This is a genomic window from Gardnerella greenwoodii 00703Dmash (assembly GCF_000263635.1).
GTDB classification, from domain to species: domain Bacteria; phylum Actinomycetota; class Actinomycetes; order Actinomycetales; family Bifidobacteriaceae; genus Bifidobacterium; species Bifidobacterium greenwoodii.
On sequence record NZ_ADEV01000007.1, the window covers coordinates 135,999 to 162,073 of the forward strand.

16 protein-coding genes and 2 tRNA genes are annotated in these 26,075 nt (G+C 45.5%); 13 read left to right on the forward strand and 5 right to left on the reverse strand.

Translation table 11 applies throughout. The features are described from left to right. Nucleotides 1–135: 135 nt before the first annotated feature. The 6 genes from NG78_RS02970 (at nucleotide 136) to ileS (ending at nucleotide 12,870) form a co-directional block, all read left to right on the forward strand. Nucleotides 136–6,309 carry a S8 family serine peptidase gene (locus tag NG78_RS02970; RefSeq protein WP_004134520.1) on the forward strand — a complete coding sequence of 2,058 codons (6,174 nt, stop codon included), beginning with the start codon at nucleotides 136–138 and terminating at the stop codon, nucleotides 6,307–6,309. Nucleotides 6,310–7,040: 731 nt separating this feature from the next. After that, nucleotides 7,041–7,114 (forward strand) — tRNA-Lys (locus tag NG78_RS02965). 110 nt (nucleotides 7,115–7,224) lie between these two features. Next, nucleotides 7,225–8,613, forward strand: a complete 1,389-nt coding sequence (gene xseA, locus NG78_RS02960; RefSeq protein ID WP_004134522.1) for an exodeoxyribonuclease VII large subunit — start codon at nucleotides 7,225–7,227, stop codon at nucleotides 8,611–8,613. A gap of 54 nt (nucleotides 8,614–8,667) precedes the next feature. After that, nucleotides 8,668–8,988, forward strand: coding sequence for an exodeoxyribonuclease VII small subunit (locus NG78_RS02955; RefSeq protein WP_004134524.1), 321 nt, complete (start codon nucleotides 8,668–8,670; stop codon nucleotides 8,986–8,988). Nucleotides 8,989–9,032: 44 nt separating this feature from the next. Beyond that, nucleotides 9,033–9,105, forward strand: a tRNA-Arg gene (locus tag NG78_RS02950). Nucleotides 9,106–9,471: 366 nt separating this feature from the next. Then, the gene (gene ileS, locus NG78_RS02945) at nucleotides 9,472–12,870 is read left to right on the forward strand and encodes a mupirocin-resistant isoleucine--tRNA ligase (RefSeq protein ID WP_004134526.1); all 3,399 of its coding nucleotides are present in this window, start codon (nucleotides 9,472–9,474) and stop codon (nucleotides 12,868–12,870) included. Between the two features lie 112 nt (nucleotides 12,871–12,982). On the opposite strand, the gene NG78_RS02940 is transcribed toward ileS, so the two are convergent. Together NG78_RS02940 and NG78_RS02935 are read right to left on the reverse strand one after the other, a co-directional pair. Beyond that, nucleotides 12,983–13,186 (reverse strand): hypothetical protein, encoded by a 204-nt coding sequence (locus NG78_RS02940; RefSeq protein ID WP_004134528.1) that lies wholly within the window; start codon nucleotides 13,184–13,186, stop codon nucleotides 12,983–12,985. Next, nucleotides 13,164–13,439 (reverse strand): BrnT family toxin, encoded by a 276-nt coding sequence (locus NG78_RS02935; RefSeq protein ID WP_004134531.1) that lies wholly within the window; start codon nucleotides 13,437–13,439, stop codon nucleotides 13,164–13,166. Before NG78_RS02935 ends, NG78_RS02940 begins: the two co-directional genes overlap by 23 nt. 299 nt (nucleotides 13,440–13,738) lie before the next feature. Between NG78_RS02935 and NG78_RS02930 the strand changes: the two genes are divergently transcribed. From NG78_RS02930 to murI, 5 genes are all read left to right on the forward strand, one after another. Continuing rightward, nucleotides 13,739–14,671: an ABC transporter permease gene (locus NG78_RS02930; protein WP_004134533.1), complete on the forward strand. Its 933-nt coding sequence runs from the start codon at nucleotides 13,739–13,741 to the stop codon at nucleotides 14,669–14,671. Between the two features lie 89 nt (nucleotides 14,672–14,760). Then, complete coding sequence (locus NG78_RS02925) at nucleotides 14,761–15,807, forward strand: ABC transporter permease (RefSeq protein WP_410296264.1); 1,047 nt, start codon at nucleotides 14,761–14,763, stop codon at nucleotides 15,805–15,807. A 215-nt stretch (nucleotides 15,808–16,022) separates the two neighbouring features. Continuing rightward, nucleotides 16,023–17,816 (forward strand): ABC transporter substrate-binding protein, encoded by a 1,794-nt coding sequence (locus tag NG78_RS02920; RefSeq protein ID WP_004134537.1) that lies wholly within the window; start codon nucleotides 16,023–16,025, stop codon nucleotides 17,814–17,816. A 6-nt stretch (nucleotides 17,817–17,822) separates the two neighbouring features. Continuing rightward, a complete protein-coding gene (nikE, locus tag NG78_RS02915; RefSeq protein ID WP_004134539.1) occupies nucleotides 17,823–19,457 on the forward strand; it encodes a nickel ABC transporter ATP-binding protein NikE in 1,635 nt (544 codons plus the stop codon). 49 nt (nucleotides 19,458–19,506) lie between these two features. Further along, a complete protein-coding gene (gene murI, locus NG78_RS02910) occupies nucleotides 19,507–20,280 on the forward strand; it encodes a glutamate racemase (RefSeq protein ID WP_004134541.1) in 774 nt (257 codons plus the stop codon). A gap of 33 nt (nucleotides 20,281–20,313) precedes the next feature. On the opposite strand, the gene NG78_RS02905 is transcribed toward murI, so the two are convergent. Further along, nucleotides 20,314–20,964 (reverse strand): vitamin K epoxide reductase family protein, encoded by a 651-nt coding sequence (locus NG78_RS02905; protein ID WP_004134543.1) that lies wholly within the window; start codon nucleotides 20,962–20,964, stop codon nucleotides 20,314–20,316. A 119-nt stretch (nucleotides 20,965–21,083) separates the two neighbouring features. Here NG78_RS02905 and NG78_RS02900 point away from each other — a divergent pair, with 119 nt between their 5' ends. After that, the gene (locus NG78_RS02900; RefSeq protein ID WP_004134545.1) at nucleotides 21,084–22,004 is read left to right on the forward strand and encodes a PHP domain-containing protein; all 921 of its coding nucleotides are present in this window, start codon (nucleotides 21,084–21,086) and stop codon (nucleotides 22,002–22,004) included. A 443-nt stretch (nucleotides 22,005–22,447) separates the two neighbouring features. Here the strand turns inward: NG78_RS02900 and NG78_RS02895 are convergent, their stop codons facing one another. Beyond that, nucleotides 22,448–22,666: a DUF3107 domain-containing protein gene (locus NG78_RS02895; RefSeq protein WP_004134547.1), complete on the reverse strand. Its 219-nt coding sequence runs from the start codon at nucleotides 22,664–22,666 to the stop codon at nucleotides 22,448–22,450. A gap of 18 nt (nucleotides 22,667–22,684) precedes the next feature. Further along, nucleotides 22,685–24,379, reverse strand: coding sequence for a phosphotransferase (locus NG78_RS02890; protein ID WP_004134549.1), 1,695 nt, complete (start codon nucleotides 24,377–24,379; stop codon nucleotides 22,685–22,687). 156 nt (nucleotides 24,380–24,535) lie between these two features. Between NG78_RS02890 and NG78_RS02885 the strand changes: the two genes are divergently transcribed. Next, nucleotides 24,536–26,050, forward strand: a complete 1,515-nt coding sequence (locus tag NG78_RS02885) for an ATP-dependent helicase (protein WP_004134551.1) — start codon at nucleotides 24,536–24,538, stop codon at nucleotides 26,048–26,050. The last annotated feature ends 25 nt before the right edge of the window (nucleotides 26,051–26,075 follow it).

The following is a 26,075-nucleotide window of genomic DNA, read 5'->3' on the forward strand; positions in this document are numbered from 1 at the left end:
TTTGCATATATTGCACAAGGTTTCCAAGGAAATTTCACTTGCAGAATTTGGGATCATTCCCAACATTTTCTTGCGAATTATCTATAAGCACTTTTCGTTGGGTAGTTAACCACTATTTTGAAGGAGAGTATGTTTATGAAGTTCAAACGAACGTCATATCTGACTCGTTTAGCGGCATTAAGCGTAGCAGCCGCTACGCTTCTAGTGCCACTTGCTGAAGCGCCTGCAGCGTTTGCTGAAGAAACATCAGGCACAGAATTCACTGCAGCGTCTACCAAAACGCGCAAAAGTACGAATTTTTCCCCAGAACAGCTGCGTCACATTAATCCAACGCTCGCTAAAGCGGTAGAGAAATATAATAACAGCAGTCAGAATGCAAATAAAAAAGTTGCCTCTTCTGAACCAGTAACTGTTATTGTTACGATGAAAAATTATCATCCTCACCGTACCGAAGCTAGTGAAAAAGCCAATATTCAAGAGCAGAAAGATTTTATTAACCGAGTACAGTCAAAATACAATATGACAGTTCGTCGTCAAGTTGGCTACTTGTTGAACGCTTTTGAAGCTACTCTTCCTGAAAATCATATTCAAGCTTTGCGAAAGGAGCCAGGTGTAGTTTCTGTTGCAAAAGAACGCTTGTATTATCCAATGGAAAATTATGCTCGCGATTTACAAGGCGTGCAGACGGTGTTTAAAAAGCATCATCTTGATGGAACTGGAATGCTGGTTTCCATCATCGATACCGGCATAGATCCAACTCACCAAGATATGAAGCTTGATGCTTCAGCTAAGCAACATCTTCGATTACAACCAACAGGTAAAGGCGACACTACTGACAAAGTTCCTGCAGGTTTCAATTATGCCGATGAAAACGACAACTTCACAGACTCTGGTGCAGAACAGCACGGTATGCATGTGGCTGGTATTGTTGCTGCAAATGGTGATGAACAGGATTCTCCTGCTTCAGAACATCATCGCGTTGATGGTGTAGCTCCAAACGCTCAGCTGCTTGCTATGAAAGTGTTCTCAAATAATCCTGAGGCACATGGCGCTCGCGATGTTGATATTGTTGCTGCAATCGAAGATTCCGTAAAACTTGGCGCCGATATTATCAACATGTCTCTCGGTTCAACTAATGGTTTTGCTGGAACTTCTAATGCCACTTCAATTGCACTTAAAAAGGCTCGCGAAGCTGGTTCACTACCAGTGATTTCTGCTGGAAACTCTGGCTTGAACTTTTCTCCTTCCGGTGGTGAGGATGATGCGCTTGGCAAGTGGGATGATGCTACTCTCGGCTCTCCATCTTCTTATCCTTCCGCTTTCAGCGTTGCTTCTGTAGAAAATTCCAACATTACGCAGCAAGCAGCAAACTGGACAGGGAAAGATGGCAAATCTCACGCAGTGCCATACAATCTTGCCATTGGTTCTTTAATAGACGCAGTATCTCAGCATGAACTTGTGGATGCTAAAAAAGCTACTGAAACTGATGTTAAAGATCTTGATCTTAAAGATAAGTATGCTCTTGTAGAACGTGGTGGCATTACTTTTACGGAAAAGTTTAAGAATGCTATTGCTAAAGGTGCTAAAGGTGTGATTGTTTATAATCACGACAAAGATTCATCCATGTTTATTGGAATGGGCGGATTGGAGAAAATCAAGGATTGCTTTGGTGCGTCCATACCTCGTTCTTATGCATTGCAAATTCTTACTGCTTTACATAAAGGCGAGAAAGTGAAGATAGCTTTCACGAACCAATTCACTACTATTGTTAATCCAGATAACGGTAAGCCTTCAACCTTCACTTCTTGGGGACCAACGCCAGAACTTGATTTCAAACCTCATATTGCTGGCATTGGTGGCAACGTGTGGTCTACGCAGAATGGCAATAAATACACGAGCATGTCCGGTACTTCTATGGCTGCTCCAAACGTTTCCGGTCTTTCGGCGTTAGTGATGGAAAGCTATAAGAATCGTTTCCCTAAGCTTAAAAAGTCTGAAATGGCTACCCGTGTAAGCCAAGCATTAATGAATACAGCAAGTATTATTGGACGTAAAGATTCTGCAGATAGTAAGCAGATTCCGTATGCTCCTCGTCAAATTGGCGCTGGCTTAGCTCAGGTCGATAAAGCTGTTGCTACTAACGTGATTGCAACAGTCGATGGCAATTCGTACGTGGCTCTTAGAAACGTGAATGCTGATCGCAACTTTACGGTTACTTTACATAATTATGGTAAGAATCCAGTAAAATTTGCTGTCCCAGATCAGGATGTTGTCAATGAGTCTAATGAGGCCAATAAAGATACAGTAACCTCTATTAGTGATACTGAAACGTTGCAATCAAAAACGCGTGAAGTTACAGTAAAGCCTGGGAAAACCGCTGGTGTGAAGTTTACGTTAAGCCCAGATCGTTCTAAAGGCAATCATTATATTGAAGGTTGGGTGCGTTTTGAATCGCTGAGCGATACTCAGCCAGATGTTGCTGTGCCATACCTCGGTTTCGTAGGCGATTGGAATGCTGAACCAATTATGGTAAAGCCGGGAGAAAGCTATGGTGCAAATCATAGTGATCTTACGACTTCTTTACTTTCTGTAGCAGGCAGTATGGGCAAACTTCCAGTCAATAATGAAACTAAGCCGTATGTACTTGGTGAATTTTCACCTGCAAATCAAGATGGGTGGATGGATTACGTTGTGCCATCTATGTCTATGTTCCGAGGTGCGTCTGACATAAAGTATTCTGTGTTGGATTCTCATCATAAAACTAAGATTGTTCTTGGAACAGAACACAATGTAAATCGTTCTACTATCTCTGATGCTAGTGCAACCGACGGTTTAGCTGGAAATTTCGACGGGTCTGTGTGGAATCCAAAAACAAGTAGGTTTGACATTCTTCCTGATGGATGGTATACGTATCGCATTCAGGCTCGCTTAGGAGATAAGTTTGATTGGCAAACTTATGACATGGAGGTAGCGATCGATAATCATGGACCTAAAGTCACAGTATCTGATCGTGATGCTAACGGCAATGTGAAGATTGTTATTAGTGATGAATTGAGTCCTGATCCTGGCGTACCAACTATTCATCTTCCTGGTGTAAAAGATGCTTTGAACTATGGTGATGAAGATACTCAATGCCCGTTGAATGAAGCAACTCGTACGCGAGTGTGCAAGCCTATCCACATTGGTACTGACGCAGCATATATAGATGTGCTTGCTCGAGACAATGCTATGAACCCAACTGAGGTTAAGAAGGTGTTCAATAAGCATACTCGAAAAAATGCAAGTGGTAAGGAAGAAGAAATACCGACTAGGAACATTATCATTCCGAATGAAAAAGTTCTTACTTCTCACCAAATTAAAGCTAATGCTCTAGAAGAAAGTAAAACTAACCCGAATATTAATGGCAAGTTCTACATCGAAGGATACCTTACCGATAACGTCGCATCTATACAAGCTTACGTAACTCCTAATGGTGGTACAAAGCAGAAAGTTACGAATGTTGCAAAACGCAAGGATGAGAATACTTTCTACGCGTTTGTGCCGCTGAAAAATGGCGAAAATACTGTGATGTTTAAGGCGTACGATGCAAAAGGTGATCGTCTTGGTAATAAGAAACTTAAGCTAACGTTCAACGCGCAAGCTCCAAACATTACCATGAATGGTCTTGACAACAAGGGTAATTTGCCTGTAGCTGCAGATGGTAAAGTAACTGTTGCTGGTAAAGTAACGGACACTCCTGGAGATACTGTAAAACTAACGTTGAAGTATCAGAAAGCTGCTGACAATATTACTTCAGCTAATGTTGTTGCTGGTTCGGGTGCCACTCATACTACTGCATCTTCTTCGCAAGCTGTTTCTGGAGCTAATACAACTTCAAAAGCGAGTATTAATGCAAATGTAAAGCAAGCAGAGGCGGCTGCAGCTGGTAAGGAAACTGAAGAAGTGGTAACTGTTGGCAAAGACGGTAGCTTTAAAACAGTGATTACTCCTGCTGCTAAAGCTGTGACAGTAACGCTCGTAGCTACAGATTCCGCAGAAAATAGCACTACTATGGGTCTAGCGCTTGCTGGTCGTGCAACTGCTACACCTGAATCTCCACAGACAAAAGATTTCGTGCTTACTAATGCCGGTTCTATGGGTTCTTATGCGTGGTTAGTGCATAAGAAAGCTTATGGATCAGATGTTATTGGCAAAAATTATTTTGTTGCTCAAGGCGAAGTGGGTGCTAATGTAACGAGTGTACTGTTCACTCCAGCTACGCGAATTGATGCCAAAACCAAGAAGTTCGTAACTCCAAACCCATTGCGCGCGAATATTAAGAATGGCAAGTTTAGCATAAAGTTGCCGATGCATCCAGGAATCAACGATTTCCGCTTGCAAGTAAATACAAAAGCAACTGACGAAGATGCTGATGAAGACGATGAAACGAATGTAATCGATACTCCTGCAGCTTTCTACTTCGACATTACGCCTCCAACAGCACGTTTTGACACGCCAAAGTTGTACGGACATACGTTATTTACAAATCGCGATACCGTTACCTTTAGTGGCAATGTGTCGGATGATGCTTTCGGTCAAACTTTGCGAATTAATAATGATTCTGTAGGTGATTTCTACACTTTGGATACGAATGGTACTGAAGTAACTCGTCGCCAATTCTCAACTGATATTCCAGTAAACGATGGTGACAAGTTGCTGCTGCACTTAAGTGATCAGGTTGAATCTCATTTACTCGGTGTGATTCCTGTTGTGCTTGATGAAACGGATCCAAAAGTTGAAGCTGGTTTGGTTGAAGGTGAAGAGATTGCTGATGGTCATGAAATCACTGTTCGAGCAACAGATGATCATTTGAAGTCTTTGCGTGTTATGGTTGATGGTCGTCCAGTAGCGTATACGGAAAATTATCTTCCAGTAAATACTGTTGAAAGCACCTTAGTTGATGTGAAGAACATCAACGATAATCCAACTCCAGATAAGCCAGATTCTACAACATTAACGTTGAAGATTCCGACTGAAAAATTGGCTGATGGTAATCACACCCTTACTATTGAGGCGACTGATTTTGCTGGCAATACTGCTAGCGACACCAGTGATAATAGTGCTGATGCTACTGCGTACACATTTATTGTGAAGCGTAGTAAGAAACATGCTGATGGTGAGAAGCCGGGTAAGCCAGGTAAGCCAGGTGATCACAAGGGTGAGAAGCCAGGTAAGCCAGGTAAGCCAAGCAAGCCAAGCAAACCGGGTAAGCCAGGTAAGCCAAGCAAGCCAAGCAAGCCAGGCAAGCCAAGCAAACCGGGTAAGCCAAACAAACCAGGCAAGAAGCCAGCTCCTGCTCCAAAGCCAACTCCAAAAAAGCCGGAAACTAAGGATGAATCAACTCAAACAGATTCAGCTCCGCTGCCTCCTGTTTCTACAGCAAAATTCACAAAGAATCTGATTGCTTTAGATACTAAGGAAATTGTTGCTGGCAAGGAACAGAGTGTGTATGTTTCTGGAAAACCTGCAGCTTTGAATAATGCTAAGAAAGATGCTCGCATGTATGCGTTCATCTACTCTACGCCTCAGCAGCTTAAGGGTGAAGATGGTCATGATTATGTAACAGTGCGTGCTGATGAGAACGGCAAGTACTACTTCAAAGCTATGATTCCAGCTGGTTTAACTGGCAAACATACCATTTTGCTTATGGATGCTGATGGTAGTCAGCTTGCTTCTGGTGAAGTGACTGTGTCTGCTGCACACGTTGCTGATGCCGATACTCAGTCTGACAATATGTCAGCTCCGAAGAAGCCGGCTGAATCTAAGCCAGCTCCGAAGAAGCCGGCTGAGAAGAAGCCTGAATCTAAGCCTGTTGAGAAAAAGCTAGAACATACTGGTCAGAGTCATTCAGATCGTGTGTATAATAGCCATTCTGCTAATCGTTCCTTTACTAAGAAAGGAAAGAATGCTAGTGGTTCTGTTCGTGCTTCTGCAGAGTCGAAGTCAGGTGCTGCAGAAGGTGGTGAGAATCATGAGAGTGCTAATGCCGCCACTGCAAATAAGTCCGACAGTGTTCAGTCTGAATCTAATGGCGCTACTGATAATAACAGTGCTAACAATTCTGCTGGTGCTGATGCTTGTAACTCAAGTAAGGAACAGACTGCTGAACGTGCAGCTGCAAAGGAACTGACTTCAAAGTTAGCTGCTACTGGCAGTGGTGTTGTTGCTGCAGTTGTGACCTTCTTGGTACTGATAGTAAGTGGTGCAATAACATTCACCACGCGTCGCCATGGAGTGCATGCTGGTTCTAACGCTGCTGTCCGCAAATAAAACAATATAACTAAAAATAAAACTCGTGATTAGTTAAAAAGCTAAGAATGAGTGAATAAATGAAAAATGACTGAATTTAGTATTGGATTTTTGCATATTGAACGATTTCAGTATTGAGTTTTGATTTGCTAATCAATCTAAGTTTAGTTGTTGCTAACGGCTGGTAAAAGTGTCCACTGCTCTTATGAGTGTGTGGGCACTTTTTACTAATGGTGATAAGAATAAATATTCACACAGGTCGAACTCTGTTGAAATTGCAAGAGTTGTAAATCTTCTTCGCTAGATTACTATGAAAGAAGCACGACGATTTGCTTGAGCGTTGCGGTTTAGCGCGCGCGTTTGGAGCGCCGCACAACCCCAAACCCTCCAAACGCCGTAAACTTTCCCCGCGTTTGGAGCGACAAAGTAGTGTCAAAACTCCAAACGCCGTAAACTTTCCTCGCAAATGGAGCGCTACTATTAAGCAAAAAGCGAGTCAATTGATTTGTGTCTTATTGGATTGCTGGTAGTCAGATTGTGCTTTCTTAAGAATATAAAGAAAGCACAATCGTTTGCGCTCCGACACTGAAAGCACACTGTGCTTTCAGCATTGAGTCGTCGCTACCGCATTGAGCTTGCTTGAAGCGCGCAATGCAGCTTCAAGCAAGGGCAATGCGACACGCCCACTTGCGTGCAAGCTCATTTTGAGTATAGTAGTTACTCGGTTCGCAAAGCGGGCCAAGATAACCAACGCCCCTTTAGCTCAGTTGGTTAGAGCAGCTGACTCTTAATCAGCGTGTCCAGGGTTCGAATCCCTGAGGGGGCACAAGCAAAACCCAAGCTTCGCGCTTGGGTTTTTTCGTATCAATCTCCACACGCAACGAAGCCCTCTTTGTCCCTCTTTGCAGTCAATCTTGAAGTATGACCTCGTCAAATATGATGCCGCAATTATTCCAGGATGATGCGCAGCCTGAGCAGCCGCCACAAAATCTTGCGCCGCTTGCTCAACCGCTTACTCAACCACTTACTCCGCATCAGCAGCAGCCGCGCCAGCTCCCTCTAAAAGCCGCAGACACAACCGCCGAAAATCCGTGGCCTGTTGCCGTTTTAAGCCAAAAGTTCCACAGTGCCGTCGAACGCTGGCCATCCGCGTGGATTGAGGGTCAAATAGTCGAAATCAACATGCGCCGCGCTTCTTCCGGCTACATCACCCTTCGCGACAGCAACGAGGAAGTGTCGATTTCCGTAATGGGCTTTAGCAATTTCGTGCAGCAGGCGCGCGAACTTCGCCAAGGCGACCGCGTAGTTGTTCACGGCAAGGCTGATATTTGGGTAAAAGCCACGCGTTTAAGCTTCGTTGCGGACGAAATCAGGCGCGTCGGCGCCGGCGACTTAAAAGCGCAAATTGACGAGTTGCGTAAAAAACTTAAGGGCGAGGGCCTGTTTGACGCTGAAAATAAGGTTCCGCTGCCGGAATTTCCTAAGTGCATCGGCCTCGTGTGTGCTCCTCAAGCGCGTGCAGAGGGCGATGTTATTACGAACGTGAATTTGCGCTGGCCTGTTACGCGCTTCAAGGTTGTTCACGCGCACGTGCAGGGCGTGCAGTGCCCGGCGGATATGATTGCCGCAATTAAGCAGCTTGATGCAGATCCAGAGGTTGACGTTATTATTGTTGCGCGCGGCGGCGGCAGTTTTGAGGATTTGATTGGTTTTTCGGACGAGGGTGTGGTTCGTGCTACGGCTGCGTGCGTGACTCCGATTGTGTCTGCAATCGGCCACGAGGACGATTGGACGCTTATCGATTTGGCGGCGGATTTGCGCGCTTCTACTCCTACAGATGCTGCAAAGCGCGTGGTTCCGGACGTTCGCGAGCAGTGGCAGCTTATTGATAACGCTCTGCAAACTATGCGCATGCGAATTTCTGCGCGCGTTGACAATGAGATTCGTCTCGTTGAGGGTTACGCGAATCGCCCGAGTCTTACGCGCCCGAGCACTATGCTTGAGCCGCACGAGTTGTTTGTTAATCAGGCTGTTGAGAGAATGCGTCACGGTTTGGTGCGACTTCTTGACGACGCGAGCTTGACTGTTGAAAAGGCGCACGCGAGCTTGACTGCGTTAAGTCCGCAATCGACGTTGAACCGCGGGTATGCTGTAGTGCAGCTTAGCGGTGGGCGAGTGCTTGACGACGCGGCTTTAGCGAAAGTTGGCGACGATATGACTGTTACGCTTAAAAGCGGCGTTGTTCTTGGCAAGGTGACTGGCACTAAGTCTGCTGCCGTAAAGTCGGCTGCCGTAAATCCGTCTGCCGTAAAGTCAAGTAAGTAATTTTTTAGATATTTTAGATATTTTATATATTTTAGATATAGCGAAAGGTTAGATATGAGCGAGAAAGCAACGAAAAAGGCTGAAGAATCAGCAGAAAGCACAGAATTCGCAAGCACTCTTACGAAAGAAGAGCGCGCTGCGATTGAGGCGATGCCGTATGAAGAGGCTCGCGAAAAGCTGGTTCAGGCGGTTCAAGCGTTGGAAGCTGGCGGTTTGACGCTCGACCAGTCCATGCGTCAGTGGGAGATTGGTGAGGCGTTGGCAAAGCGCGCTCAGGGTTTGCTTGCCACGGTTCGAGCCAAGTTGGACGCGGCACAGGCGGAGCAGTCGGCAACGGCGGCGACGGCTGGCACGCAGTCGAATCTTGAGGATTAGCGCGCGCCGCAGTGACACGCCATAGTGTATAATTGCCATTTGTTGCCTCGGTAGCTCAGTGGATAGAGCACCACTCTCCTAAAGTGGGTGTCGTCAGTTCGATTCTGATCCGGGGCACTTTTATTACTTATTTACTTTGTTCGTATTATTCGCGAGTCGCGAAATACTTCCCAATGTTAGGGGATAGTGTTAGATTATTTCTAACTTAAGCGATGATCCGTTATCGGCGGGGAGTTTTCGGAAGAACGGCGAGGATTCGTAAGATTCTCGCTTATTAGAACCGACGGGGTTGGCCCGTACAGCCAAACACGAGAGGCTATAAGAATAGTTCGATTACGTTTCGTATTTGCGCTACGCACTTGCGTTACGCACGTAACTTGCGTAACTTGCGTTGCGTAAATCTTATAGCAAGCGAGGTGGTACCGCGGCAGTAACTGTCGTCCTCGCAGGGAAATATTCACCCTGTTGAGCGAGGAGAGCACAGTGAGCGAATCCACTAATCCAGCCGAAAAGTCGTGCGCAAATAACGTATATCCAAAGGTAAATGTTTCTGCATCTGCGCAAGAAACTGCCGGCGCGCAAGTTGCACCAAATCCTTCTTTCCCAAAGCTTGAAGAGTCAGTTCTTCAATACTGGGATGCAAACAATACTTTCCGCAAGTCAATCGAATACCGCCCGTCCGGCAAGGGTAGCCAAAACGAGTTCGTGTTCTTCGACGGCCCTCCATTCGCAAACGGTCTTCCTCACTACGGCCACCTGCTCACAGGCTACGCAAAAGACGTGGTTCCGCGCTATCAGACTATGCGCGGCCGCAAAGTAAACCGCGTTTTTGGTTGGGATACTCACGGTCTGCCTGCAGAGTTGGAAGCGCAGAAGGAGCTCGGCATCGAGTCGGTTGAGCAAATCGAAAAAATGGGCATCGCAAAGTTCAATGATGCTTGCCGTGCCAGCGTTTTGAAGTACACGAACGAGTGGCAAAACTACGTGCATCGTCAGGCTCGCTGGGTTGATTTTGAGCGCGGCTACAAGACGCTGAACATTCCATACATGGAATCCGTAATGTGGGCTTTTAAGCAGCTTTACGATAAGGGCTTGGCTTACAAGGGTTACCGCGTGCTTCCGTACTGCCCAAAGGATCAGACTCCGCTTTCCGCCCACGAGCTTCGCATGGATGCGGATGTTTACCAGAATCGTCAAGATACTACCGTTTCCGTGGCTGTTAAGCTTCGCGACGAAGCCGACGCTTACGCAGTCTTCTGGACCACTACTCCTTGGACTGTGCCAACCAACTTCGCAATCGTAGTCGGCGCAGACATCGACTACGTGGAAGTTCGTCCAACCGAAGGCAAGTTCGCTGGCAAAAAGTTCTACATTGGTAAGCCTTTGCTCGGCTCTTACACTAAGGAACTTGGCGAAAACTACGAGGTTGTGCGCGAACTTAAGGGCGTTGAGATGGCTGGCTGGCGCTACTACCCAGTGTTCCCATACTTTGCAAGCGATTCTGCGCTCGCTGAGGGTGGCACTCCTGGTCCTAACGCTTTTACGATTTTCACTGCAGATTATGTTGACACCTCTGAAGGTACTGGACTCGTTCACCAGGCTCCTTACGGCGAGGACGATATGAACACGCTTAACGCGCACGAAATTCGCAGCGTTGACGTGCTCGACGCAGGATGCAAGTTTACAAGCGACTGCCCAGATTACGAAGGCTTGTATGTTTTCGACGCCAACTTGCCAATTTTGCGCAACTTGCGTGCAGGAGACGGCCCGCTTGCTCAAATGCCGGAAGATCAGCGCGCGCTGCTGTTCCAAGAAAAAAGCTACGTGCACAGCTATCCTCATTGCTGGCGTTGCGCAACTCCGCTTATTTATAAGCCTGTTTCTAGCTGGTTTGTGTCTGTTACGAAGATTAAGAAGCGTTTGCTTGAGCTTAATCAGGAGATTAATTGGATTCCTGGAAACGTTAAGGATGGCCAGTTTGGTAAGTGGCTTTCTAACGCTCGCGATTGGTCGATTAGCCGTAACCGCTTCTGGGGTTCGCCAATTCCAGTGTGGGTGAGTGACGATCCAAAGTATCCTCGCGTAGACGTGTACGGTTCGTTGGAAGAACTTAAGGCTGATTTTGGCGATTATCCGCGCGATGATGACGGTAATGTGAATATGCACCGCCCGTATATCGATCGCCTTACTCGTCCAAATCCGGATGATCCTACCGGAAAGTCGCAAATGCACCGTATTACGGATGTTCTCGACTGCTGGTTTGAGTCTGGTTCTATGCCTTTCGCGCAGTTCCATTATCCGTTTGAAAATAAGGAATTCTTCGAAGAGCACTTCCCATGCGATTACATCGTTGAGTATATTGGTCAGACTCGCGGCTGGTTCTACACGCTTCACATTATGGCTACGGCTCTATTCGACCGTCCGGCTTATAAGAACGTGATTTGCCACGGCATTGTGCTCGGTTCCGACGGTCAGAAGATGAGTAAGCATTTGCGCAATTACCCGGATGTGAACGGCGTTTTCAACGAGTACGGTTCTGACGCTATGCGCTGGTTCCTCATGTCTTCGCCAATTTTGCGCGGTGGCAATTTGATTGTGACTGCAGACGGCATTAGGGATACGGTTCGCCAGGTTATGCTTCCAGTTTGGAGCTCTTACTACTTCTTTACGCTGTATGCGAACGCTGCAAACGGTGGCAAGGGTTATGATGCTCGTCGCCTTCGCGCGGACGAGGTTGCGGGTCTTTGCAATATGGATCGTTACTTGCTTGCGCGCACGCGTTTGCTTGTTGAGCGTGTTGAAAAGTGCTTGAACGAGTTTGCGATTAGCGATGCTTGCGCGGCTGTTAGCGATTTTATTGACGTGCTTACTAACTGGTATATTCGTGGCAGCCGTGACCGCTTCTGGAATGAGGATGAAGCCGCTTTCAACACGCTTTACACTGTTCTGGAAGTGTTCATGCGCACGATTGCTCCTCTTGCTCCTATGGAAGCGGAGGCTGTGTGGCGTGGCCTTACTGGCGGCGAATCCGTGCATTTGGCTGATTGGCCTTATTTGGTTGAGTCTGAGACTCTTTCGGATGGCGAGAAGAACCCTAAGGCTGGCGAAGTCACCGAGCTTGGTGCTGTTCTTGCGCACGACGATGCTTTGGTTGCTGCTATGGATAAGGTTCGCGAGGTTGTGTCTTCTACGCTTTCGTTGCGTAAGGCGGAACAGTTGCGCGTGCGTCAGCCGTTGGCAAACTTGACTGTTGTTGCAGAAAATACTGCTGCTGTTGAGCCTTACGAGCAGGTGCTTGAGCGCGAGCTTAACGTGAAGAATGTTACATTCTGCACTTTGCAGGACGCAAGCGACCACGGTTTGAAGATTGTTCACGAGCTTAAGGTGAATGCTCGCGCGGCTGGCCCTCGTTTGGGTAAGCAAGTGCAGTTTGCTATTAAGTCTTCTAAGAGTGGCGATTGGCATGTTGACGAGTCTGGCGCTCCTGTTGTTCAGACTCCAAACGGCGAAGTTGCGCTTGTTGAGGGCGAGTATGAGCTTGTGAATCGCGTTGAATCTTCGGATGCTAAATCTGCTCAAAATACAGCTTCTGCAGCAATGCCAACTGGCGGCTTCGTTATGCTCGACACTGCTTTGACAGACGATTTGCTTGCTGAAGGTTATGCTCGTGACGCTATTCGCGCTGTTCAGGATGCGCGCAAGGAGAACGGTTTGGATGTTACTGACCGAATCGCTTTGACTTTGAGCGTTCCAGCTTCTGACGTTGCTAAAGTTAATCAGTTCCGCGATTTGATCGCGGAGGAGACTTTGGCTACGAGCTTCGAGGTTGTTGAGGCTGATTCTAGCGCAACTGAGCTTAGTGTAAGCCTTAAGCGTGCGTAAAACACAACTAACAGCTAACTAAACATATATCTAACTAAACAAAAACGTGCCGGTGTATCTTTCAATACGTCGGCACGTTTTGTTTTATCTCTAGTTTTGCTTCTTTATTTGACTACAGTGTTGTAGCTACTCTAAAGAATTTCATTATTCTCAATATCCATTCAGGCATAATAAAAGTGACGTGCTTTTGTTCGTTCGAGTGGTTCTCTATAATTGGATGCTCCAAATCAAAGTACTCAAGTACGTCTTCGCCGTTATCGAATTTTCTATCAATTTCTTCTCCGCTTATTTCTCTACTTTTTGTGGTGTTTTTCATAATATTGTTCCTCCTTCTTGCGCGATCTTCTTACAGAAATAATACGAATTCGATTATTCCTTTTTGTTATTACTGCAGTCCAATATTTACTGTCTATCTTTCCAAAAACTAAGTAGCGAGAGTTGTCGTTGCCCGAATTTTTGGATTTTATTTCAGCTGTTTCATTGTTCCACAGTATTTGGGCTCTTTTGAAACTGATACCGTGTTTAGCTAAATTTTTTAAGCTTTTTGCAGGATCGTACTCAAAATTCATACTCACCTTCTACCGTCTATTCTAATGTAAAATAGCATCAATTGAAACTATTTTTAATGATTGTTGTTTTGCATTAAGTATCGTAAATGCTTTAAGTCGGCTTTCCTAGATTTTTTACGCATTGTGGTTAAAGGCTATTTATAGAAGCAAGCTCAATGCGACACTCCGCTTTACATACTTCCATGGGTTCCTATAGTGTCGATAAGACAACAATACAAATTTTTACTCGATTTGTATTTTGCGTTAATTTATATTGCATGATATTCAAAAAGAAAGTGCAGGTGACGAAATGAGTAAAGATGAGAAGGGGCGGTGTATTTCGTTCACGCTATAAGCGTGATTCATCTGGCGTCACCGTTCTTACAAGAACTAATACAGGCATTGTTGCTGGAACTGTAATTATTGCTATTTTTGCGATTTTGGCTATTTTTGCCGACGTTTTTACAACAATTACTGGCAATAATCCTTACTCTGAGCATCCGGAAATATTAGATTCCAACTCAGTTCCAGTAGGCCAGGGGGGTATTAGTTTCCAACATTGGTTCGGTGTAACTCCGCTTCGTGGTCTTGATATTTTCGCGATTATTTCGCATGGAGCGCGCGTTTCTCTTGGGATTGGCATAGCTTCTACTGTAATTTCGCTATTCCTCGGCATTCTAATCGGCATGATTGCAGGGTACTTCGGTGGTTTCGCAGACACTTTGCTTTCGCGCACGATGGATGTGTTCTTCGGTTTTCCATTCCTGATTTTTGCAATTGCGCTGTCTGCAGTTGTGCCGCAAAATTTCCCGCGGCCGATTCTGCTAACGCTTGTTTTAGGCTTTTTTGGCTGGCCAAGCATCGCTCGTTTGGTTAGAGCACAAACGCTTTCGCTAAAATCTCGCAATTTCACTGTGGCTTCTTACGTAATGGGTGCGAACACATGGCATATTTTGCGTGAGCAGATAATGCCGAATATGTTGCCTCTTCTTTTGGTGAATGTGACTTTTCTTATTCCTGGTCGTATTGGAGCGGAGGCTGCGTTGTCATTCCTTGGTGTGGGCATGAATCCGCCTTCGCCTTCGTGGGGACGCGCTATTGCGGATGCAGTTCAGTGGGTTTTGGTTGATCCTTGGTATCTTCTTTTCCCTGGAATTGCGCTGTTCTTGCTTACTTTCGGCTTTAATCTTGTTGGCGACGGTTTGGCTAGTGCTCGTCAGCCGCGAGCTTCCAAAAAGGCGGTGACGGAATGAGTAACAAGCAAAATACTCAAAATACTCAAAATACTCAAAATACGCAGAATGCGCAGAATGCGCAACAAAATATAATCAATACGCAGAAAATGAGCAGTAATCAATCTGCTGCCAATTTGCGAATAATCGGCAAGATTTCCGATTTTCTTGTTTTTATTGGCAAGCGTGCAGCAAGCGCAATACTTGTTTTAACGCTGATTGTAGTCGTGTTATTCCTTATTTTCTTTATGCTTCCTGCCAATCCTGCGCAACTTGCTTGCGGAAAGCCTTGCACTCCTGAACGTTTGGCGCGAGTTTCCGCATTCATGGGAACTGATGCGCCTTGGTATGAGCAGCTTGGAAACTATATTCGTGGCATATTCTTCGGGCGCGAGTTCACAGATAGTTCTGGAGCTACTATCGTGTGCGCTGGTCCATGCTTAGGATGGTCGTTTACGCTAAACGAGCCTGTAACTAATCTTATTATGAGTCGTTTCGTGGTAACTGCTTCGTTGGCAACTGGTGCTGCAGTTCTTTGGCTTACTGTAGGCGTTGCAACTGGAGTTATTTCTGCTGCAAAAGAAGGATCTTTTATTGACCGTGCGCTTCGAGCGCTTTCGTCTGTAGGGATTTCATCTCCAGCGTATTTAATTGGCATGCTTGCAATACTTGCTTTTGCAGTTTATTTTCCGATTTTTCCTACGGGTGGTTACGTAAGTTTTGCGGAAAGTCCTTTAGATTGGCTTCAACATTTGCTTCTTCCGTGGCTTGTTTTGGCTCTTCTTAATGCGGCATACTATACGCGACTTACTCGCGCTCACATGCTTGACGAGTTGCAGCAGGATTATATGCGTACTGCTTTGGCTAAGGGCATGCCGCGTTCGAAGGCTGTAACGCGTCACGCTATGCCTAATGCGATGCTTCCTGTGCTGACTATGTTTGGCTTGGATTTGGGCGGTTTACTTGGTGGTGCTGTAATAACTGAGCGCGTTTTCTCTATGCAAGGTTTGGGTTCTCTGCTTCTTGATTCTGTGAAAAATCTTGATTTGCAGGTGCTTGTTGGTGTGACGCTGTTTGCGGCTGCGCTTGTGATTGTTGCGAATCTTGTGGTTGACGTCTGTTATCGCTTCGTCGATCCTCGCGCTGCAGTCTGTTAGTGGATTCGCGCGCTCATAAATTAACATAACTCTTCAAAATCTTCATAAGCAACATTTCCTTTACTGCTGTGTAAAGAAAATAACGAAATATCGCTAAAAAACGATTTTTTCTGTACATGCACGTAAAGAAAAAATCGGAATTAGGTCGATAGTCCACATTTTGAAGAGTCAAATTACAAATTTAAAAAAATACTAATAAATATAAGGGGATTATTATGTTCACTTTTAAAAATAAAAATATAAATAAAAGTAAAAATGCAAGTACAAACAAAGATTCAGGTGTAACTGCAGACGTAACTTCAGGCGTAACTGCAATTTCGAAGAAGTTTGTTGCGTCACTTGCAGCTTTTTCGTTGCTTCCGATTTCGCTACTTTCGTTACTTTCACTTTCTGCTTGCGGAAGTGCCAGCTCTACAAAATCCAGCGTTACCAACGCTTCCGCGCTAAATTCCAATCCGCAAAAAGGTGGCAGTCTTACGGTATTTACGTCGAATACCAATATGAATTTCGATCCAGCTCGTAGCCAAGGTTTGCCGATTACATCAAATAATTTCATATTCCGCGCGCTTACAACTTGGAAAGTAAGTCCAAATTCAGGCAACGAAACGAGCGTTGTTCCAGATTTAGCAACGGATACCGGCACCACAAGCGACGGTGGCAAAACTTGGAAGTACACGCTTAAGAAGGGTGTCAAATACGAAGATGGAAGTGAAATTACTTCGCGCGATATCAAATTCGGCATTGAGCGCTCGTTTGCTGATTCTTTAAGCGGAGGTTTTAGCTACCATAAGACTCTTCTTGTTGGTGGAGAAAATTATGACGGTCCTTTTAGTGGAAAGTCGCTTGATTCCATTGAAACTCCAGACGATCAAACTATTATTTTCCACTTAAAAGCTCCGTTTGCAGATTGGCCTTGGGTTGCGTCTTTGGCAGCATTTGTGCCAGTTCCAGCGAATTCTGGCGACGCGCAAACGTATTCAAAGCATCCTAAAGCTTCCGGACCATACCGAATTGTGCAAAACGAAGTCGGCAAAAAAGTTGTTATGCAGCGTAATAAGTATTGGGATTCAAAGCTTGACAGTATTCGCACAGCTGGTCCTAATGAGATTGTTTGGAAGCTTGGTTCGGATGCTACTGTTGCGGCTCAGTCGATGATTCAAGGAAATTCGGATACAAAATCCGCATTTTTGGCTGATTTTGTGCCGCCTGCTCAGCTTGCGCAGGCTCAGGCAAACCCTAAGTCACGAAGCTTGCTCACTACAAGTAGTGACGGTGCTCTTGAATATTTGGCTATGAATACGCGCAGAATGACGGATGTTAATGTTCGCAAGGCGGTTCAGTATGCTGTTGATAAGCAGTCGTACCGTACGGCGAAGGGCGGCTCAATTGCCGGCGGTTTTGCAACAACGCTTATTACGCCTGGTATTTCTGGCAGGAAGCAGTTTAATTTGTATGCTACAGATCCACGCGGAGACGTTGCGAAAGCTAAACAACTGTTGAAAAAATCGGGTCAAACTGGTATTAAGTTGAGCCTTATTGCGCGTCCGGATCAAACGCAAGTAGCTTCTTCTGTGCAATCCAGCTTGCAGCGCGTCGGCATAAAAGTAACTATTAAAACCGTTGACGCAGTAAACTTTACGGACGCAATCACATCAAATTCAGGCGACTACGATTTGGCTTTGGCTTCTTGGCAACCTGATTTTCCTTCTGCTTACGCCAATTTGGGCCCACTTTTTGATTCTTCGCAAATTGGTGGCGGAAACTGGAATATTTCTCGCTACGAAAATCCTAAAGTAGATGCCCTGCTTCGAAAAGCAATACAAACTGTCGATTCGCACGAAGCGGAAAAATTGTGGCAGCAAGCAGACCGCACTATTATGGCTGATTCGCCGGTTGTGCCGCTTATTTACTCGCATAATACGTTTATTCACGGAAGTGGCGTGGAGAATTTCTACATCGGCAGTTTCCCTGCGTACCCGAATTACGCCGCTGTATCTTTGAAGAGGTGATTGGTTGTGACTGATCTGAAAGAAAAAGTTGTTATAAGTGTCGATGGCATGTCGATTTCGATTGGCGGTCGTCAAATTACGCGAGATATATCGTTGCGCATGAGTGCGGGCGAAGTTTCGGCTTTAGTGGGTGAGTCCGGCTCCGGAAAGTCGCTTACTGCTCTGGCTCTTATGGGTTTGCTTTCAGATTCTGCCAAAGTTGAAGGAAGAGCGCTTCTTAACGCTACTTATGCCAACGAATCTGCCATAGATTTACTAAGCGAAAATGCGCCTTACGAGCGGATTCGCGGTGGAATGATTGGCATGATTTTTCAGGAGCCGTCCAGTGCATTTAATCCTGTGAAAACAATTGGCAAGCAAATAGAAGAAGCGCTAATATATCATCCTGAAAAAGCAGGAAAGCTTAGCCAAAGAGAGCGTAAGAAGCGTGTGATTTCGCAGCTTCTCGAGGTTGAGTTGAGTGATGCTGAGCGCGTGTATCGTTCGTACGCGCATGAGCTTTCTGGAGGTCAACTTCAGCGTGCGATGATTGCGATGGCGTTAATAAATCGTCCGCAAGTTTTGATTGCAGACGAGCCTACAACAGCACTCGACATCACCACGCAACGAGATATTTTACGTCTTATACGTAATTTGTCGGAGAAATTACATCTTGCTGTGCTGATTATTACGCACGATATGAGTGTTGTGCGCGCGCTCGCGGATGAAATGTATGTAATGCAAGGCGGGAATATTGTGGAATCTGGCGAAGTTCAGCATATTTTTGCGAATCCTCAGCATGAATATACGCGCACTTTGCTGGAATCGGTTCCGAAATTCGATATGCAATATGCTTCAAGTGGTGATTCTTACGAAAGTATGGAAGAAGCAGCAAAAGCGATTGCTAAGAATATTGCTAAGAATATTGATAAGAATATTTCTGAATCTCCAGGATCTAAATCTCCAGTAGTTGAAGTTCAAGGCGTAAGTGTGAAGTATTCGCATGCTCGTTTTAGCAAAGATTCAAATAAGCTTGCTCTCGCTAACGCAAACTTGCGCATTAACTCTGGCTCTACACTAGCTTTAGTCGGGGAGTCTGGAGCTGGAAAAACCACTATTGCAAAGCTTATTTCTGGGCAAATCAAACCAAATTCAGGATTAGTGCTACTTAATGGAGAAAACTTAAACAGATTAAACAGTAAAGCTCGCCGCCAAGCATTATCGCAAATTGGATACGTTTTTCAAGATTCAGGTTCCGCACTAAATCCGCGTAAAACCATTGGCTGGAGTATTGCAGAACCGCTGCTTTTGCACACGCAACTTGATGCTAGTGAGCGTGAGGAGCGCGTGAAGAAGATGCTGGAACAAGTGCAAGTGCCGACCGATCTTGCAAAGCGTTTTCCGCACGAGCTTTCCGGAGGTCAACGACAGCGCGTAGGTATTGCTCGCGCGCTTATTTTGCAGCCTTCTCTGCTTATTGCGGATGAGCCGACTTCCGCGTTGGACGTTACAGTGCAGAGGCGTGTGTTGAATTTGTTGCGTGATTTACAACAAAAGTACAATTACGCGTGCTTGTTTATTACGCACGATTTGGGAGTTGTGCAGGAGATTGCTGACGAAGTTGCGCTAATTCGTGACGGCAGCGTGCGGTATGTCGAGTAGTATGTTGAGGCTCGCCATTACCATAGTAAGCGTTTTTAGGAGGTAGTTTATGGCATCGTCGGCAGCAATTGGCGTTTTTGATTCGGGGCTTGGGGGAATTTCCGTAGCTCGTCAGTTGCATGCTGCTCTTCCGCACGAGCGAATCATCTATTTTGGCGACTCTGCTAACGCTCCATACGGCATTAAAACTCCCGAGGAAGTTAAAAAGCTAAGCTTCGCAATTGTTGAGCGATTTGTTAGTCTAAATGTAAAAGCCATCGTAATTGCCTGTAATACCGCCACTTCCGCAGCAGTAAACGATTTGCGCGCGAACTACAGCATACCTATCATAGGTATGGAGCCGGCGCTTAAATTAGCTTGCGACTTATGCAAAGGCAAGTCTCAGCGCGTAATTGTGGCCGCAACTGAGCTTACTTTGCGTGAACACAAGTTTGCGGATTTATTGCAGCGTTTTTCTAAAAATCATACGATTTTTTCTCAAGCTTGCCCCGATTTAGTGCGCATTGTTGAAGATGGGAATCTTAATAATCGCAATATAGTTTTTGCAGCTCTTCACAAGTATTTCGACGAGTATGATTTAGACAGTATTGATTCGGTTGTGCTTGGCTGCACGCATTTTGTGTTTTATCGCGATTATTTCCGCGAATTTTTGCCTGCGCGCACGAATATTGTTGACGGCAACGAAGGCACGATTAACCATCTTCGAAAAATTCTGGAAGATCTAGGCGAGCTTGCAAGCGAATCTCAAGAAGGCTCAATTACGCTTACTAATTCCAACACAAGCGAGCGCATGCAGCAACTTGCAAAAAGCTTATGTAAGTAGTCTTATATTCAATCGTAGCTTTTTACTTTAAACTTAGCTAAAAATTACTTTCGCATACTGGCTTAAAATCAGCGTAACTAACGCCGCAATCCACAGAACGTCAACTAGTAGGTCGTATCTTAAACGATAGTAGCTTTCAACCCATGTAAAACGCTTAACAAGTAGCTTTTGTGAGCTTACGCTTGCGTGCGTCAACGACATAAATTGCAAGGTTGTGGAAAGCATAAGAACAATGCACCACGGGCATAGAGCGTGAATCACAAACATTGATTGCGAAAACAGCCAGTAAGCGTAGGCGAGCGCGCATAATCCGCCAATCCAAGTGCAGATTGCGAACCAGCGTGGCACGCAAACGCGAATCATACCAATAACAGCAAGTGTTACGAACACGCTTTCTGCAGCAATTCCAAAGAATGCGTTTGGGAAGCTTAATTCGCCAAATTTCACCATTTCTGCCTGCCAAGTTTGTGCAACTCTAGAGCAGGACACAACGCTGTTAAAATCGCAGCTGAGCAGTTTTTTAGGTGCGCGCGCCAAAGCAAGCGTTTCTGCGGAAAGAATAAGCGATGTTATAAGCGCCACTGCAGAAAAGAACAGCATTACGCCGTAAGTCCACAAAGAGGAGTGTCTCCATCCGCGCAGTGTTGTTTCGTATTTTTCTTGCGCTTTGCTGGTCTGCTCCATTTCCGCTCCTAAAATTTACCGATAACAAACTACTAACAATGGGAATAATAGCAAATAATAGCGAATGATTATGAGTGCGTATTTATTTCTCTTTACATAGCACAGTTTACGATGATTATATGACCGAAAATAGCAACGAAAAACGCGACGCATTTGATTATGCGAATGCTAGTAGCACGCATCTTACACGTATCGCGAGCGAACGCTGGGATTTGCACTGTCACACCGTTTATTCTGACGGCACTGCCATTCCAGAAGATTTGATTATGCAAGCTAAGCTCGCTGGTTTGCATGGAGTTGCTATTACAGATCACGACACTACAGCAGGATGGGATGATTTTCGCGCTGCTGCTAAGGTTTCAAATATGCCCGTGCTGTTTGGTTCGGAAATTACTGCTCAAGATGCTGGAGTTTATGTGCACATGCTCGCATACCAGTACAATCCTAAAAACGAGCAGATTGTAAGCATGTTTGAGCGTACTCGTAAGTATCGTTTCGAGCGCACAAAGCACATGGTTGAGCAAATTTCTAACGATTTTCCGATTACTTGGGATGATGTTTTAGCTCAAGCTAAGCTCGGTGATTTAACAACAATCGGCAGACCGCATATTGCGGATGCTTTAGTTAAAGCCGGCGTTTTTCGCACGCGCTCCGAGGCTTTTGCAGGCCCTGTTTCTCCGCAAAGCAAGTACTATATTCCAACGCCTTCGCCGAATGTTCGTGAGGTTATTGAGGCTGTTAAAGATGCTGGGGGAGTTGTTGTGATTGCGCATCCTGCTGATCCTGCGCGTAATCGTGTGCTTCTTTCAGACGATCAGATTACATCGTTTGCTGCTGCCGGTCTTGACGGTTTGGAAGTATATCATCGCGGAAATTCTAAAGATCAGCGCCAGCGTTTGCTTGATTTGGCGCAAAAGTGCGATTTGCTTGTAACAGGCGGGTCGGATTGGCATGGTTCCGGCAAGCCAAACCGTTTGGGCGAAGAAACAACAAGCCGCGAAGTAGTGTCCGAAATATTTTCTCGCGGCTATACACTCTAAAACTATTTATTTTCGTTATTCTTGGCTTTCGTCTATGAGTTTTGTAACTGATTTTGTTCTTTGCTTTTGACGAGGCTAGAAAATTTGTGTTTGCGTGCGTCCCGTCCTTCGGGCGCCTGGCTGCTAAAAGAGTTTAGTGTGTTCGCCTATATTTAAAGAATGTAGCTTCTCAGTCCTCTTTTAGCACTGAACACAATTTTTCCAGCCTCTCAACACACTAATCAACAACACAAAACTCATAGACTCGTGCAGAAAGTTACGCAAAGTGCGTGGTTTGCTAAGTGCAACTAAAGCCGCTCAAAATGCTGTGTTATGTGCGTTATAGATACATCCGGAGTAGTATACGCGGTAGCACGGATGCTAGTGTTCGCTAAGCAATAAGTAATTAGCTTCTGCAGAGCAATACTGCAAAGCTTCATAAGGTTTGGCTAGAGTTTGTTATATTAATTGAGGGCGCCGAAGCCTACTGAATGCTTTGGAGTGTCGCCAATTAGTGCGTAAGACAACGACGACGCAGACACCATAATCGTGCGACCGTTTACGTCCGTAAACTCAAGCATATCTTTTGCGTCGCTAATAATTGCGCGTACCTCATCTGCGCTCTGGTTTGTTTCAAAATCGATTGAATCGGAAACGTTCTTTACTCCCAGCACTACTCGCATACTGTCCTCCTATAAGTACTATAAATTAATGTCTTCTTCAGCGTCGCGCTTTGCTCGCTCTTCGCGCTCGTGAAGAGGAATAATAACCGTTTCCGGCTTATCATCTTCTTCCTTAGCGGAAGTTTCTTCAGCATTTGCCTCTGCTTCAGCGTCTGCCTTTGCTTCAGCGTTAGCATCTGGCTCAGCAACTTCCTCTGGCTCAGTTTCTGCTACTTCAGCTTCTGCTACTTCAGCTTCTGCTACTTCGGCTTCTGCTTCTGGCTCGGCTTCCGCAACTTCAGCTTCAGCTTCCGCAACGTCATCATCTGCAACGTCATCATTCTTATTTGAAGACTTAGCTTCAACATGCGTAATTACTTGAGTTGCCGTATCGTCTGCAATATACGCAGCCTTTTCAGCTTCCTCGTTGCTAGAAGAATTAGTTACAGCGTACTGAACTGTGCGCTCGTGAGTATCGTCGTTTTCTGCAGTTTCGCGCGCGACTTTTGTGTTCTGATCGCTATCTTTAGAAACGTTTCCTTCAACCGTAATATCGCGCTCGTTGGTTTCGTCTCCATTTGCGGAATTTGCGGAATCAGCATTTGAAGCATTTGCAGAAGAATTATTTTGCAAAATTTGGCGACTTTTTGTGTTGTCGTTTTCAAGAAGCGTGCCAACTGTAATAGTAGAAGCCGGGCTTCCAGCAGAGTGAGTTTTAGCTGCTTGAGCGTTGCTAATACGGCTAAGCTCGTGCGCTAAACGTTCAACCTGTGCCTTAAAACGCATAATACTTGTGGTGTCTGCACGCTGCAAAGCCTGAATAAAATCTCCAACTTGCTCCATTTGCAGCCACAAGTTTGCGCGAAGCATAATCAAACTGTCAAGCCTAGAACCCATCATTCTGCCGTATGCAGAAAGCACTGCGTTTCGGCGCTGTTCGTTGAGTTTTGCAAAAATCCAAGCCAAGTCTCGAGCAGGATCGTTAATTTGCATGCCCTGCCAATTCGTTACGGCAGTAATAGTAGATCCTGAAAACAGAATATCTCCGTCAACAAAACCGCCGTGTACTGGGCATGTTTCAAAAGACCACAATCCTTCAGTTTCCAACACTCTGGACCAGCTGTCCGTAATTTCTGTTGGAATGTGACCTGCTTGACGAAGCCTTTTAATCCAGCCTGTTAATTGCGCACGAATTTGGCCAGTAGTAAAAGCAGAATATTTTCCGCGAGTTACGAAGCTAGGGCGAAGTCGGTGTATTGCGCCGATTGCAGTTCCAACATTTGCGCAATCATCCGTTGTAAGAAGACGCAAGTCGCGCGCACTTCCTTCAAGATGCTCGCAAATAAGCACAGTGTCATCGTCATTTTCGTCGGAAATAATGCTAGACATGTTTCGCATAGGCTGCTTAAGATTCGCGCTATTTGCGCTATTTGCAGCATTTTTAGCATTCGTGGCTGCAGTATTGTTTTCTTCGCCTTCGCGTTTTCCTGGAATAAACGTAAGCATAGTGTCGTACGCAAATCCCAAAGCTGCTAAATCTTTGCTGTGCTCAAGCGTCCATGCTGCACGAGCTCGGTCGCGCAAACGCTTGCGACCCTTGTTGTCTGCGCTAATAAAAACGTCATAAAGCTTACCTGAAATATCTTGCACAACGGCGTGAGAAATTCCAGCCGCGGTATCAGTGGCATTAACTTGCTCACTTTGGCGCGTTCCTGCAAACTGTACTTCGGGCATGGCTGCAGATGCCAGTGCTGCCAACTTGAATCTACTGAGTTGTGTCACACTCCCACAGTAATACAAAGCACCGAGATTTTACCAATTTTTCGTAAGTTATACACATGTTTTTATTCAGCTTGCACAAGCGTCGTTATTGCTGCCACAATAGTAGGTATGAATTCTTCGCAAGTAACTTCTCCAGAAGCGCTTTTAGATGGTTTGGATGATTCGCAACGTGCAGCTGCCACGGCAGTAGAAGGCCCGGTGCGCATTATTGCTTGCGCTGGAGCAGGTAAGACGCGCACTATTACGCGTCGAATTGCGTATGCTTGCGCTAGTGGTAAGTGGGATCCTGAGCGTGTGCTTGCGGTTACATTTTCGGTAAAAGCTGCTGCGGAAATGCGTTCTAGAATTGAGGCTCTTGGCGTTAAAAATATTGGCTGTGTTGCAACTTTTCACTCGGCTGCATTGCAGCAGATTCGTAGCGTGTGGAGCGAAGTTTGTTCAGCGCCTTTTCCGTCTATTATGGAAGATCCTAAGCAAATAATATCTGCAGCTCTTAAGCGTTATCCGGATTTTGATGGCTTAACTTTGCTGCAAGCTCGAGATATTTTGGCGGAAATCAACTGGTCTAAAGTTTCGCTTATTGCGCCGGATGATTATATTCGCGCTTGTGCTGCAACTCATCGTCTGCCTCCTGCAGGATTAGAGCCACAGCAATTCGTCGACGTTTACGAAGCTTACGAAACCGAAAAAAATTCGCATAATTGTATTGATTTTAACGATATTCTTTTGCTTGCATGTCATATTTTGAGAAATTTTCCGGAAGCTGCAAACCGTATTAGGCAATCAATCGGATGGATCACAGTTGACGAATATCAGGATGTGTCTCCTTTACAGCACGAATTGTTGCGATTGTGGATGGGGCAGAATCGCGATATTTGCGTAGTGGGCGACCCTGCACAAACTATCTACTCGTTTGCCGGCGCAAGTAGCTACGATTTGTTAGCTTTTCCGCAAGAATTTGCTCCAATAAGCGCCGATATTAGTTTGAATACGGATTACCGCTCCACAGAGCGCATAGTTGGTATTGCTAATCGCGTGCTTGCTTCTTCGCCGTATAAACGTGACTACGTAAAAGTTAAGTCTCTTACTAAAGGCGGTACTCGTGTTTCGCAGCAGGTTTTTGCGACTGATGTTGATGAAGCTTTAGGTGTGGTCAATCAAATTGCAAAGCTTGTAAAAAGCGGCGTTGCTAATCCTGGAGATTGCGCAATACTAACGCGCACTAACGCTCAGCAGCAGGTTATTTGCAAAGCTTTGAAATTTGCCAAAATGCCGTATCGAGTGAGAAGAGACGTTGGCTGGCAGCGAAATGTTCTGGAAGATGTGCAAACCCCGGCTTCTTTAGATGCGGGTGATGCTTCTAAAACGCTTGATATTTCAACAGTTACGGTTTCTACTATTCACGCAGTTAAGGGTTTGGAGTTTGCGCACGTTTATGTGGTTGGTTGCTCGGAAGGCTTAATACCATTCGGTTCGGCTTCTACAGATGAAGATATAGAAGAGGAGCGCAGACTTATGTATGTTGCTGTGACTCGTGCTGAAAAAACGCTTCACCTGTCTTACGCTTGCCGAAAAGAGGGAAGTGCGGGAATGAATCGCGCTCCTAGCCGCTTCTTGGCTTGATCTTGCGACATAAACTACTCACGCG

Excerpts from the sequence above, each read along its gene's own strand:
- NG78_RS02970 (WP_004134520.1), top strand. The coding sequence starts at position 136 with ATGAAGTTCAAACGAACGTCATATCTGACTCGTTTAGCGGCATTAAGC.
- xseA (WP_004134522.1), top strand. The coding sequence starts at position 7,225 with ATGATGCCGCAATTATTCCAGGATGATGCGCAGCCTGAGCAGCCGCCA.
- NG78_RS02955 (WP_004134524.1), top strand. The coding sequence starts at position 8,668 with ATGAGCGAGAAAGCAACGAAAAAGGCTGAAGAATCAGCAGAAAGCACA.
- NG78_RS02940 (WP_004134528.1), bottom strand. The coding sequence starts at position 13,186 with ATGAAAAACACCACAAAAAGTAGAGAAATAAGCGGAGAAGAAATTGAT.
- NG78_RS02935 (WP_004134531.1), bottom strand. The coding sequence starts at position 13,439 with ATGAATTTTGAGTACGATCCTGCAAAAAGCTTAAAAAATTTAGCTAAA.
- NG78_RS02930 (WP_004134533.1), top strand. The coding sequence starts at position 13,739 with ATGAGAAGGGGCGGTGTATTTCGTTCACGCTATAAGCGTGATTCATCT.
- NG78_RS02925 (WP_410296264.1), top strand. The coding sequence starts at position 14,761 with ATGAGCAGTAATCAATCTGCTGCCAATTTGCGAATAATCGGCAAGATT.
- NG78_RS02920 (WP_004134537.1), top strand. The coding sequence starts at position 16,023 with ATGTTCACTTTTAAAAATAAAAATATAAATAAAAGTAAAAATGCAAGT.
- murI (WP_004134541.1), top strand. The coding sequence starts at position 19,507 with ATGGCATCGTCGGCAGCAATTGGCGTTTTTGATTCGGGGCTTGGGGGA.
- NG78_RS02905 (WP_004134543.1), bottom strand. The coding sequence starts at position 20,964 with ATGGAGCAGACCAGCAAAGCGCAAGAAAAATACGAAACAACACTGCGC.
- NG78_RS02900 (WP_004134545.1), top strand. The coding sequence starts at position 21,084 with ATGACCGAAAATAGCAACGAAAAACGCGACGCATTTGATTATGCGAAT.
- NG78_RS02895 (WP_004134547.1), bottom strand. The coding sequence starts at position 22,666 with ATGCGAGTAGTGCTGGGAGTAAAGAACGTTTCCGATTCAATCGATTTT.
- NG78_RS02890 (WP_004134549.1), bottom strand. The coding sequence starts at position 24,379 with ATGCCCGAAGTACAGTTTGCAGGAACGCGCCAAAGTGAGCAAGTTAAT.
- NG78_RS02885 (WP_004134551.1), top strand. The coding sequence starts at position 24,536 with ATGAATTCTTCGCAAGTAACTTCTCCAGAAGCGCTTTTAGATGGTTTG.